General features: G+C 31.9%; 11 protein-coding genes. All 11 read right to left on the minus strand.

All coding sequences use genetic code 11. The features are described 5' to 3' along the window. Positions 1-180: 180 nt before the first annotated feature. The 11 genes from ugpC to Q0V24_RS15875 all read right to left on the minus strand — a co-directional run bounded on the left by ugpC (position 181) and on the right by Q0V24_RS15875 (position 13551). Positions 181-1290: a sn-glycerol-3-phosphate ABC transporter ATP-binding protein UgpC gene (ugpC, locus tag Q0V24_RS15825; RefSeq protein ID WP_297522935.1), complete on the minus strand. Its 1110-nt coding sequence runs from the start codon at positions 1288-1290 to the stop codon at positions 181-183. 20 nt (positions 1291-1310) lie between these two features. After that, positions 1311-1781 carry a hypothetical protein gene (locus tag Q0V24_RS15830; protein ID WP_297522937.1) on the minus strand — a complete coding sequence of 157 codons (471 nt, stop codon included), beginning with the start codon at positions 1779-1781 and terminating at the stop codon, positions 1311-1313. Between the two features lie 18 nt (positions 1782-1799). Continuing rightward, positions 1800-2738: an ROK family protein gene (locus tag Q0V24_RS15835; protein WP_297522939.1), complete on the minus strand. Its 939-nt coding sequence runs from the start codon at positions 2736-2738 to the stop codon at positions 1800-1802. A gap of 1 nt (position 2739) precedes the next feature. Then, entirely contained in the window at positions 2740-3621 is an 882-nt protein-coding gene (locus Q0V24_RS15840) for an ROK family protein (protein ID WP_297522941.1), read from the minus strand. 21 nt (positions 3622-3642) lie between these two features. Then, on the minus strand, positions 3643-5886 hold the full coding sequence (locus tag Q0V24_RS15845) for a glycoside hydrolase family 31 protein (protein ID WP_297522943.1): 2244 nt from the start codon (positions 5884-5886) through the stop codon (positions 3643-3645). Between the two features lie 68 nt (positions 5887-5954). Then, positions 5955-7400: an ABC transporter substrate-binding protein gene (locus tag Q0V24_RS15850; protein WP_297522953.1), complete on the minus strand. Its 1446-nt coding sequence runs from the start codon at positions 7398-7400 to the stop codon at positions 5955-5957. Between the two features lie 209 nt (positions 7401-7609). Beyond that, positions 7610-10744: an alpha-mannosidase gene (locus tag Q0V24_RS15855; RefSeq protein WP_297522945.1), complete on the minus strand. Its 3135-nt coding sequence runs from the start codon at positions 10742-10744 to the stop codon at positions 7610-7612. A gap of 155 nt (positions 10745-10899) precedes the next feature. After that, positions 10900-11763, minus strand: coding sequence for a carbohydrate ABC transporter permease (locus tag Q0V24_RS15860; protein WP_297522955.1), 864 nt, complete (start codon positions 11761-11763; stop codon positions 10900-10902). A gap of 105 nt (positions 11764-11868) precedes the next feature. Then, positions 11869-12873 carry a sugar ABC transporter permease gene (locus Q0V24_RS15865; RefSeq protein WP_297522948.1) on the minus strand — a complete coding sequence of 335 codons (1005 nt, stop codon included), beginning with the start codon at positions 12871-12873 and terminating at the stop codon, positions 11869-11871. A 195-nt stretch (positions 12874-13068) separates the two neighbouring features. Next, the gene (locus Q0V24_RS15870; protein ID WP_297522950.1) at positions 13069-13200 is read right to left on the minus strand and encodes a hypothetical protein; all 132 of its coding nucleotides are present in this window, start codon (positions 13198-13200) and stop codon (positions 13069-13071) included. A 192-nt stretch (positions 13201-13392) separates the two neighbouring features. Next, a complete protein-coding gene (locus Q0V24_RS15875; RefSeq protein WP_297522952.1) occupies positions 13393-13551 on the minus strand; it encodes a hypothetical protein in 159 nt (52 codons plus the stop codon). Positions 13552-13621: the final 70 nt, after the last annotated feature.

Consider the following 13621-nt stretch of genomic DNA (forward strand, 5'->3'; position numbering starts at 1 on the left):
TTGACTATCCAATCCATATCCCCTTTCAAGGATATTGACTATCAATCCATATCCCTTTCTAAGGATATTGACTATCAATCCATATCCTTCTTAAACACACCTAATCAAAAAAGCCGACCTCTTTCGAAGTCGACTTTTATATTTGTTAGAATTTTTCTTTTTGAATAGATTTTATTATTTTTAGAATACTGTGTATTGCTCTTCTTTATCAAACATGTGGAATTTATTAAAGTCCATTACATACTTAACTTCTTGACCTGGCTTAAATTCTTCTGGTGAGTTAGTTTTAACTACCATAGTTCTTCCTTCAACTTGCATGTAAAGGAATTTCTCTGCACCAAGGTTTTCTGAAACATCAAGTGTACTTGTAAATATTATTGCTCCCTCTTTTTTAAGGTCAGCTTCTTTACAACTTATAGCTTCTGGTCTAATACCCATTATAACTTCTGCATTTGCATGTTTTGTTCCTCTAATTTTATCTGCTTTAAATTTTGGAAGTTCAATCTCTCTATCTAATATCTTAATCATTATTTTCCCATCAACTTCTCTTGTTGTTCCATATAAATTGTTCATCTGTGGGCTTCCTATAAAACTTGCAACAAACATATTTACCGGGTGCTCATATATTTCTTTTGGAGTTGCAACTTGTTGAATTAAACCATCTTTCATAACTACTATTCTTGTCCCAAGAGTCATAGCCTCAGTTTGATCATGAGTTACATATATAAATGTTGTTTGTAATTTATGATAAAGTTTTGATATTTCTGTTCTCATCTGAACTCTAAGTTTTGCATCAAGGTTTGATAATGGCTCATCCATTAAGAAAACTTGTGGGTGTCTAACTATAGCTCTTCCCATAGCAACCCTTTGTCTTTGTCCACCTGACAAAGCTTTAGGCTTTCTTTCAAGTAAATGCTCCATATCAAGTATTCTTGCTGCATCTCTAACTTTTTTATCTATCTCATCTTTTGGAGTATTTCTAAGTTTTAATCCAAATGCCATATTATCATACACAGTCATATGAGGATATAAAGCATAGTTTTGGAATACCATTGCAATATCTCTATCTTTTGGAGCCACTTCATTAACAAGGTTATCTCCTATAAATAATTCTCCACCTGAAATTTCTTCAAGACCTGCTATCATTCTAAGTGTTGTAGACTTTCCACAACCTGATGGTCCTACTAAAACTATAAATTCCTTATCTTTTATTTCTAAACTAAAGTTATCAACTGCTTTAACCCCACCATCATATATTTTATCTATATTTTTTAATACTACATTTGCCATAACTCATATCCCCCTTAAATTTAAAACTCATTAAACATTCTTGGATTTACTCTTTTGCATTTAGCTAATAATTTTTTATCTAATGCAATTCTATAAGCTTTTACCTGATTTTCTTCTCTTACATATATAACTCTTTTTTCTAAACCTTTTTCATCTATAAATAAATCTTTAATTTTGTGATTTGCACTTTTATCTACTTCTATCATGTTCTTCAATTCGATATTTACAATTTTCTTTCTTCTTCTTTTATTGAAGATTTTTGATACTGTAAGTTCATCACATATAAGCTCATACTCATACTCAATAAACTTATTTCTCATATAAAGTATCATTCCTATATATGCAATTCCAGTAGTTGCTGCCATAAATAAACTTCTTAAACCAAAAGTCCCAACGGCTGCAAGAAACAATAACCCATTAGCGGTTGCATTTATATATTCTTGTCTACTCCCATAATCCCTTGTTAGAAATTGCTCATAACATTCTTCCATAGTTTATTCACCCCTAAATTACTTACTCTCTACAACCGCAAGTGCTATTGCACCTAAGACTCCAGCTTTCCCACCAAGTTTTGCAGGTTTAACCTTGCAATTCTCTCTGATTGTATTTAAGCATCTTTCTTTCATCTCTTCTTCTATTATTTCAAATATAATATCTCCACCATTTATAACTCCCCCACCAAGGACAATCATATCTGGATCAAATGAATTTGCTGCATTTGCAACTGTTATTCCAAGATACCCTATACATTCTCTAATTATTGATTTAGCAAGTAAATCTCCATTTCTAGCTTCTTCAAAAACTTCTTTTGCTGTTACTTCTTCGTGCTTACTAAGTGATGTTGTATCTCCATTCATTCTTTCATTTGCTATAAGTTTTATAGCAGTTCCAGAAGCTAAACTTTCTACACACCCTCTATTTCCACACCCACAAACTCTTCCATTATATTTCACTGTTGTATGTCCAAGTTCTAAGGCATTTGATGTGCTACCTCTATATAATTTCCCATTAAGAACTGCACCACCACCAACGCCTGTGCTTGATGTTATAAATACCATATTTTCAGTTCCTACACCTTGTCCAAAAGTATATTCTGCAAGAGTAGCTGCATTAGCATCATTATCAAGGTATACCTCTACTCCAAACTCATTTTTCATATCTTCTACTATATTGTAGTTTCTGATTGGTAGATTTGGTGGCTCTGCTATAATTCCTTTTTTAACTTCTAATGGTCCTGGTGATCCAATCCCTATTGCTTTAACTTCTTTTAATGTAACTTCTTTAGATACATATCTTATACTACTTTTTATTTTCTCTATAATTTGCTCTGCACCTTTTTCTGCTTCTGTTGGCACTATAATTTCTCTTAGAATTTCACCATTTCCATTTGCAAGAGCTGTATATATTTTTGTTCCCCCAAGGTCTACACCTACATATAACTTTTCCATTTTAATTACTCCCCTTCAAGAAATTTGCCACTGCACCAACTAAATTTGCATCTTTTTTATGTGTGCAAGTTACTATATTAGGTTTAACTTTTGCTATCTCAACTATCTTTAATATTTCATCAAGCTTTTCATTTAGCTTTTCAACAATATCTTCTCTCTCGCTTATAGCTCCACCAAGAAGTATCATTTCAGGGTCATAAACATACTGTAAGTTAAATATTCCAATTGCTAAGTTTTTATAGAATCTTTCAATTGCATCTTTGCAAACTTCATTTCCTTTTGCAGCTTCCTCAAAAACTTTTACTCCATCCCATGAATCATCATTATAGTGTGCTCTAACTTTTCTTACGAATGACATTGTTGATGCACATTCGCTAAAGTTATAAAATCTACCATCTCTTTCTTCCATTAACATATATCCAAATTCTCCACCATGTAAGTGCTTTCCATGATGAATTTTTCCATTCTTAACTATAGCCCCACCAATTCCTGTACCACATACAAGGAACATCATCTCATCAACATTTTTTGCTGAACCTGAGAAAGCTTCTGCAAGTGCTGCACAGTTCGCATCATTTTCTATCCCAATTTCAAGACCAAGTCTATTTCTAACTTCTTCTCTCCAATTTGGACCATGTATGCAATGCACTGCACTAGCTCCACCAACTATCCCTGTGATTGAATCTACAGCTCCTGGGGAACTTATTGCAAGTCCTTCGATTTCATACTTTTCTTTCATTGAATTAACCCAAGTAACTATATTTCCCATTAACACATCAAAAGTTTCCGCTACATTAACATTCCCTTTTTCAATTAAATTTCCTTCTCTATCTGAAAGAGCCACCTTTATAGATGTTCCTCCTATATCTAAACAAGCTATCATCACTAATTCCCCCATCTTCTCTTAAAGTATTATCTTGAACTCTTTCTTCTTTTCTTTTATACCCTTATTTAAGTACTTAATACTCTCATCTTCATTATCAAAGCATATTGAAATTAAGTTATACTCACCATTTTTGTAACCATTTGTAGCACCATCATCATAATAATGTACAAGTTTTGCCTTTGAACCATAAACTCTATAAGTAAATGTATCTGGCATCTGTTCTACATTCATATACTTATCTCTGTAAGTTGGTATAATGCTATTCTCTTTAACAAAGAATAATATTTCATCTATTTTGCAAGGAAGTTTATATCTTCTTTCTCCCTCAAACTTTTCACCTGTTTCATATCTATACCAACATCCTTTTGGAAGATAAACAACTTTTTCTCTTTCGCCCTCGTGTACTACTGGGGCTACAAGTATGCTATCTCCAAACATAAATTGCTCTTTTAAGTCATGCACATTTTTATCATCTTGGAACTCCATAACCATAGGTCTAAATACTGGAACTCCATCTTTGTATGACTTGTAAAACTCATTATATATATAGGGCATTAGTTCATATCTAAGTTCTATACTTCTTTTTGCTATCTTCTCTACATTTTTACCAAAAGCCCAAGGCTCTTGTCTTCTTGTATACATATTAGAGTGATTTCTAAATATCGGAAGGAATGTCCCAACCTGCATCCATCTTATAAATAACTCTTCTGTTGTATCAAGACCAAATCCACCAACATCATTTCCTACAAATGAGAAACCACTAACTCCTAGATTACAATTCATTGGAATTGACATTCTAAGCTGACTCCACAAACTCATATTGTCCCCTGTCCAAACTGATGAATATCTTTGACCACCTGCATAAGTTGCTCTAGTCATTGAGAATCCTCTTTTTTCTGGGTTAAGTTCGTCTTGTGCTTCCATTGAACATCTACTCATTTCCATTCCATATCTGTTGTGGAACTCTGCATGTTCTATCACTCCATCATCACTATTATGAAGACAAGTTTCTAACATTGATTTTTGATCATTATTAAACACACAAGGTTCATTCATATCATTCCAAATTCCATCAATATCATATTTTCCAACAAAATCTTTAAGTTCTTCTTTCCACCATTCTCTACATTCTTTATTAGAGAAATCTGGGAAAGCACTATCATTTGGCCATACAGCACCAACAAATAAATTTCCATCACCTTGTTTTGTAAAATGATTTCCTTTTACTCCTCTTTGATAAACTCCATACTCCTCGTCTACTTTAACTCCTGGGTCAAGAATTGTTATAGTCTTAATACCCTTTTCTTTAAGTTCTTGTATAAGCTTTTGTGCATCATCGAATTGTGGACTTTTAAAAGTCATAACTCTAAATCCATCCATATAATCTATATCAAAATAAATTACATCAATTGGAATGTTTTTCTCTTCAAAGTTTTTGATTACTTCTCTAATTTCATCACATGACATATAGCTAAATCTATTTTGCTGATATCCAAGACTCCACATTGGTGGTAATTCCATCTTACCAGTTAAATTTGAATACTCTTTAACAACTTCTTTAACATTTTCCCCCAAAATAAAATAATATTGAATTTGACCATTTGTAGCACCAAAGAAAATTCTATCATCACATTGTTTACCCATGTCATAGAAACTTCTATGACTATTATCAAAGAATAAACCATGTGTAGTTTTCTCATTAACGCCTACATAAAATGGAACTGTTTTATAATACATAACTGAATCATCATCAGTTTCAGGGTCATCTATATTAAAGTTTTCTGTATAACAACCCTTCTTATTTAGGTTTCCACCTTTTTCTCCAAGCCCATAATATGCAGTGCAATCATTTAACTTAGAAATATAGATTGTCCCATCTTTCTTTTTAAAACTTGGCTGGAAGTCCTTGCAAACCACATTACCTTTAGTATCTAATAAGGTTACCTCTGTTGTATCCTTATTGATTACAGTTATAATTTTTTTCCCTATTATAACTAACTCTGTTTTAGTTTCTTCAATTGAAACTTCAACATCTTTTTGAGGGCTCATACAAATAGCATTTGTATTTCTCTCATCTTCAAACTCTTCACCTAAAAAGACTTTTACTATATAATCACTAAAATAACTTACCTTAAGTTTAGTAGGTGAGAAGTTCACTATAATGTCTGAACCTTCAACTATATAATTTTTAAATACTCTGTTTCTGTCAGAATACACTTCAAATTTCTTATTTAAAATTTCTCTATACTTTAATAATTCCATAATAAAAACCTCTTTTACATTATTTAAATTAAGGGAGAGATTTTAGACTCTCCCTATTATTTTTTTGATTATTTCTGACTAGCTGCCCAAGCATCTATTTGTGTTTGCATTTCTGCTATTATTTGGTCTATTCCTTGCTCTTTAAGTTTTGCATTTAACTTTCCTACATATTCAGTATTATCAACTGAACCACTGTATAATGTTGATTTAAACTCTTCAAGAACATTAGTTACAGCTGCAATTTGGTTACTTACTTTGCTTGTATCAAACTTGAATCCAAGTGCTGGTGAATTCTCTGCTGCATCATTGAATTCTTTGAACTCATCCCACTTAGTAGTTGGCTCGTTGTGAAGAACATCTGTGATGAATAAGTTACCTACTGTGTAGTATCCAACACTATAATCTTTAGCCGCGTCTGTTAGCTTTATTTGATTCTTTGAACCTTCAACTCTATTATAGTGTGTTCCCTCTATTCCATAGTTGATTAAGTTTCTGATATACGGGTCTGTATTAAGTAAGTTTAAGAACTCTACTGATTTTTCTGGGTTCTTAGAGTTTCTTGAAACACCTATCATTGAACCTGTAGTAGAACCATTTGTGATATATGAATCCATTATTTGAGTTGCAACAACATCATACTTTAAGTCTTTTGACCATAAGATTTCTGCGTAAGGTTGTCCATCACCTTTAGTTACAAGTCTCTTAATTGATTTATCATCTTGTGCTGTAGCAGCATCTGCATTGATATATCCTTTTTTATAGTATCTTGTTAATGTATTTAATGTATCTTTCATTTTTTGAGTTTCAAACATATTTTGAACCTTGAATCCATCTTGGCCATATTCAACACCAATAGGTTCTACTAATTGATCAAAATATTGTGGAGCTGAGAAACCTTTTGTGATGTATAACGGAACTACATCTGGCTCTGCTTGTTTAATTTTTTCAAGCCATGGCTCTAAATCTTCAAGAGTTTTTAAATCTTTATAAGGTATCTCATATTTATCAATATACTCTTTTGTAAATACCCACATAGGTGCTGTTGAAATTTCTTTTTGGTTTGGAACTGCGTATGTTTTACCATCAACTTTTGCTCCATCCCAGAATCTTTGATCTATTGCACCTTTCATATCTTTACCTTGTACATCAAGATATTGATCAAGTTCTAAGAAAGCTCCTTTTCTTGCATTTCCAAGATAATCTCCAGCCCATGAACATGTAAATGCTAAGTCGAACTCCTCCCCTGTATTTATCATAACTCCAAGTTTTTGTGTATAATCACCATAATCTATAAAGTTCACATCAATATTCACACCAATTTTTTCACCAAGATATTCATTAGCCTTCGCCATAACTGCATCTTTGTCCTTAGGTTCTTGACCAATTGTATACCACTTTAATGTTGTTATCCCATTTTCGTCTGTAGTAGCTTTGCTTCCACCACATCCAGCTAATACACTAGTTGCAACAATCCCTGTAATTGCAATTGCCATAATTTTTTTAAATTTCATAATAACGTCCCCCTTAAACAAATAATTTATATTTTAATTTTTTATATCGTTTACATGTTTTTATTATATAGGAAATTTTTTCTATCTTATAGTGGACTTATTTCAGTTTTGCTTGTCTAAATTCACTTAATTAAAAAAAGCACCCAAAGCCTACTATGAATGGCTCTAGGTGCATATATTTTTTTAAGGATTGCTTGCTAAATTTGCTTTAATTACTTTAATTTGAACTTAAATGTTTTGATTTCGAATGGGTTAATTGTGAAGTTAACTTTATTTCCTTCTGCTTCAATTACTTCTAAATCTCTTTCTATTAAGTTACACTCACAGATCTCTGCGATTTCTTTGTAGAATTCCATTGATACATTAGTTCTCTTATTGTGGAACTCGTACATTCTTACTACTAAGTGATCTGAGTCTTCTGCTTTTTTGATTACTTCAATAATTACATTTTCTGCATTTACATTTACAAAACTTAAGTTTGAAGGCATTTCTCCAGCATGAGCTTCCTCAACAACTGCAACTAATGGGTTATTAAGCTCATAAGCTCTTTGAGTTGTTCCTGCTTCTTTCCAAGTTCCTTCATGTGTGTAGATTGAATAAACAAAGTTGTGTACTTCTTTATCAGCTGCTGGATTTGGATCACAACTTGATTTAAGTAATGTAAGTCTCATGTTACCATCTTTGATATCATGTCCATATTTACTATTATTAAGAAGTGAAACTCCAAAATCTCCTTCTGATAAATCAGCCCATTTATGTCCACAAACCTCAAATGCTGCAACATCCCATGATGTATTATTATGTGTAGGTCTTGTAACATTTCCATATTGAATCTCGTAAGTTGCTTCCTTTGTATTAAGTTCTACTGGGAATGCAGCCTTAACTAAGATATCACTTTCTTTCCAATCTATTTGTGTATCAAAATCAACTCTACCCATATCTGTGTAGATGTAGATTTTTTGAACTATTACTGAATCAAGGAAGTTTCTTTCTATTTTAAGTGTACTTCTTACAGCACCAACTTCTACAACTTCTATATTTTGAACATCATCAATATTCCATTGCTTCTCTTTGTAGTAAATATCTATATCCCAGTTATCAAAGCACATTGGCTTATCTTCGAATGCCTGAATTTCATTTCCAATAGCTCCAGCCTTTAAGATTTCTCTGTTAGCAGCTTTATCCATGAATGATACTATTTGACCTTTTTCATCAAACTTAATCTTAACAAATTTATTTTCCGCTTCTGTGTTTGTTAATGTTATAGCACTTTCTACTATGTTTGTAGCTTCTACAATTTTAAAACTCTTATGTCCATTAGCTGGTACATTTTCTGCAAAGAATATAGCTTTATTATCTTCGATTTTTTGACAAGCTATTTCTGTTCCATCTTCATTTATAACTGCAACCTTTTCAATTCCAACTGGAATTTCAAATGTAGCTATATCACTTCTTTCAAAACCTAATGTATTTGAAACAACAACACTTCTATCTTTTAAATCTATCTTTGATGCCACATAACCAGCCCCATCATTAACTAAGCTATTAGCATTTTCTATTAATTCTTTGTACTCTACTGCTGTTACATCATAAACTTCTTTAATTGATGAACCAGGAATAATATCGTGGAATTGATTTAATAAAACAACTTCCCATGAATCATTAATATTCTTTTGAGGATAGTTAGTTTTCCCTTCTATTAAAGCAAGTGAATTTAACTTCTCTGCTGCTGTATAAAGATTCTCACAAACTCTATTATCTCTCTTATTTCTAGCCATTGAAGTATAAGTTCCTCTGTGATACTCAAGGTATAATTCACCTGACCACTTAGGTAACTTCTTATGTCCACTAACTTTTTTATCTAATTTTTCAAAGTATTCTTTTGATGTTCCCATCTTAACTTTTGGAGCACCTGGGATACCTTTTGAAAGTCTTCTAGCATTTTCAAGCATTTCAAGTGTGGCACCACCACCACCATCTCCCCAACCAAATGATATTAATACATCATCATTGATATTCTTGTTTTGGTATCTTCTCCAAGCTCCCATAACTGAATCTGGTTGAATGTGACCATTGTATGTTGTGAAGTGTGAATCATGCTCTTGTCCTGGTCCTGTAGTAGTTATAAAGTGTGTTAAAACTTCTGAACCATCAATTCCTTCCCACATAAATGTATCCATTGGTATTTTATTAAATTGGTTCCAAGCAATTTTTGTTGTCATGAAATAATCAACATCTGACTTCTTTAAAATTTGAGGAAGTGCAGCTGAATATCCAAATACATCTGGAAGCCATAATATTTTATTATCTACATTAAACTCTTCTTTAAAGAATCTTTTACCATGCATGATTTGTCTAACAAGTGACTCACCTGAAGTAACATTACAATCTGCCTCAAGCCACATTGAACCTTCCGCTTCCCATCTACCTTCTGCAATTCTCTCTTTAACTTTTTCATAAACTTTTGGGTGGTCTTCTTTTAAATATTTATAAAGTTGTGGTTGTGATGACATGAATACGTACTCTGGGTACTCTTCCATTTGCTTTAGAACTGTTGAGAAACTTCTTGAAACTTTCTCTCTTGTTTGTGCAACTGTCCAAAGCCAAGCAACATCTATATGAGTATGTCCAACACAAGTAGCTGTAACTTCTTCATGTCCACATAACTTACCATAAAACTCTTCTTCTAAATATTCATTAACAGCTATAACACTATTATCATATAAAGCTGTTTTTGGCTTTCTTAAATCTAATAAGTTTACAGCATCAGTTAATACTGTCACCATATCTATTCTCTTCTTATCTTCTTTTCCAAGTTCCTTACAAACATCAGCTGGAACTTTTAAGTTGAAATATAAATCTCTTGAATTCATATCTATCACAACAAGCTTACCATTTAATGTTGGCTTTTTATCATCTAACATTCCAGCATAAGCATGTAAATCTACTGTATAAAGCTCACCAGAAACCGCATCATGAGTTAATATTATTTCTCTGTGGTTAATATCCACACCTTGAATTTGTTCTCCATTTACATATAAGATAAATTGAGGATTTGTAGCATCCCAACCTTCTTCAAATGTACTAAAGTTTAAAGCTATAGTTCTTCCTGCAAAATCAGCTGGAACTTCTACTTCACACTTAAACCAACCATGAGCATCTCTTCCACCCCAAAGGTCACCTTTTTTAAAATCTACCCATCCATCTACTGGTGCTTCTGCTATTTTATCAATGTTGTGGTAATTTCCTTCAATATACTTATAACCCTTAATCTCAACTTCGTTTCTGTATATGTGCTTTTTAACCTCATTACATGTTTTATCAATTCTTTCTAATAAATAATGCATAGTTCTTCATCCCCTTAAATTTTTTATTTATATATTTTTTTCTAAATTACTAATTTAATTTTTAAGCATTAAGCTTATATAAGAAAAGAATAGTTTACTCTTTTCTTATATAAGCCTAGATGAAGATGAAACTCTCCATCTAAGCTAAACTAAAATTACTCTTTAACAGCACCTACTGTTAATCCACTTACAAAGTATTTTTGGAAGAATGGATAAGCAATTAATATTGGAAGAGTTGTAATAACAACTATCGCCATTTTCGCTGTATCCTTTGGCATATTTGCTACTGCTTCAATAGCATTTGTACCCATTGTAGAAGCATTATTAGCAAGGAACTCCATTGAAGTTTCAAGTCTAACAAGTAAATATTGTAATGGTATTAATGCATTATCATCTATATATAACATTGCATTGAACCAGTCATTCCAGAATCCAAGACTTAAGAATAATCCAACTGTAGCAATACCTGGTAATGATATTGGTAAAACTATTTTCAAGAATAATTTCCACTCTGTAGCACCATCTATCTTTGCAGATTCTATAATTGAATCTGGGATAGTTGACTTAAAGAATGTTCTAAGAATAATAATATTGAATGAACTTACACAGATTGGAAGGATTAACGCTAATAGGTTGTCCTTTAATCCAAGGAAGTTAACTACTACTAAATATGAAGCAACCATACCACCTGAAAATAACATTGGTATGAATATAAGTTTTGTAAAGAATCCTCTGTAAGCAAAGCTCTTTCTTGATAAAGCATAAGCGTACATTGTCATAATACAAAGACCTAAAGTTGTACCACATACAGTTACTAAAATTGTAATTCCGTAAGCTTTCAAAATTTGGCTACTTGATGAGAAGATATATCTATAAGCTTCTAAACTCCACTCTTCTGGCCAAAAACTATATCCATTAGCTGCTAATGACTGCTCACTAGTTAAAGATATTATAACTACAAAGACAAATGGTATAATACAAGCTGCTGCAAGTAGTATGAATAGTATGTTTATTCCTATGTGTGCTCCATTTGATACTCTGTTAAATTTTCCATCATCATCTCCCTTATCTTTTGTAGAGAAGATGTTCTTTATTTTTTCTAACACTACTTTCACACTCCTTTCCTAGAAAAATGCATTATCTTTGTCAACTTTTCTAACTATTCCATTTGTTACAAGTATAAGTATCATACCTACAAATGATTGATATAAAGCTGCTGCTGAACTCATTCCTATATTTCCAAGGTTCATAAGTCCTCTATAAACGTAAGTATCTATAACGTTAGTTACTGGGTATAATGCTCCTGAGTTCTTTGGTAACTGATAGAACAGTCCAAAGTCAGCTCTAAAGATTCCACCAACGGATGTTATAAACATGATTATCATAATTGGCTTTAGTAATGGAATTGTTATATGTTTAATTTGCTGCCATTTAGTAGCTCCATCTATAAGTGCTGCTTCATAGTAACTCTTATCGATACCACATATTGATGCAAGATAAACTACTGTTCCATAACCTACACCTTTCCATTGACTCATAAATACAATAATAAACGGCCATGCTCCTGGTTCTGTATACCAAGAAACCGGATCCATTCCAAATTTAGTAAGTATCGCATTTGCATATCCTTTATCAGGACTTAAGAATGCATATAAACAATAACTTACAACAACCCATGATAAGAAGTAAGGTAAGAACATTGAAGTTTGATAAAACTTAGATAACTTCTTGTTAAATACCTCTTTAAGTAAAATTGCTAATGTAACTGGTAACACAATACCGCAAACTATAAATACAGCATTGTACATAAGTGTATTTTTTGTAATAAGCCAAGCATCACTACTTTGGAATAAGAATTTAAAGTTATCAAATCCTACCCATGGGCTTCCTGCTAAGCTCTCGAAGAAGTTTCCATGTATTTGCCAATTTTTAAAAGCAACTATAACCCCAAACATAGGTAAATATGCAAATACTAAAAACCAAACAGCTCCTGGAACTGTTAATAGTAATAATTCAAAATTCTGTTTAAACTTGGACTTTTTCTTGATTTTAAAAGGCTTTTTATCAACATCATTTTTTTGTTCTGATGAACTATCTGTCTTCTCCTTTAGCGTTGTAACTGTACTCATCTAACTCCCCCTTCCTGTAAACGTTTGTCATTTTATGAATTAAATATACCATAATACCCCAAATATAAAATAGATTAAAAACTTTATATTTAGTGTACATTTTTAAGATTGTTGAATTTTTATATAGATTTTTTCACTTTATTTTAAATTTAAACAACAAAAAAGCTTGTAATGAGAAATTCACTACAAACCTTTTTAATTTTTATATTCTAATAATTTTGCAATTTCTAATCCTACATAACAAACTCGCCCTTCAAATATATATGTACAAATTTGATTTCCATTCAAAGTATTGATTTTTAACTCATTGATTGGCTCTCGCATCATTTCTTCCTCCTTGCTTTTAAGTGCAAGGATTGATATAATACCACTTAACTTGAGTTTTTCTCAAGCCGAGTTGTATTTTTCAACTCCTTGCTAAGGTATTTCTAGAGGTTTCACATTTCCTAGAAATACCTTTTTTTATTTTCTTTTGTTTTTTCTAAATTTCTTGTTTTAAGATAACTCTACTAGTATTTCCTAAACTTCAAAATTATAATCTTCTGGATTTTTACCCATATCTTTCATTACAAGACTAAGAAGATAATCTTGCATTGTTGTGCTATCTATCACCATCTTGATTTTAAATTCTTTGTGTAATTCCTCTGGCATTCTCACCGTAACATTAACTGTTTTCATAACTTATTTCCTGCCACTCAAAATATGGACAAATATACCCATATCGAGATTTTTACTGCTTCCTAGCATC

Source organism: uncultured Clostridium sp. (assembly GCF_947039605.1).
Taxonomy (GTDB): domain Bacteria; phylum Bacillota; class Clostridia; order Clostridiales; family Clostridiaceae; genus Sarcina.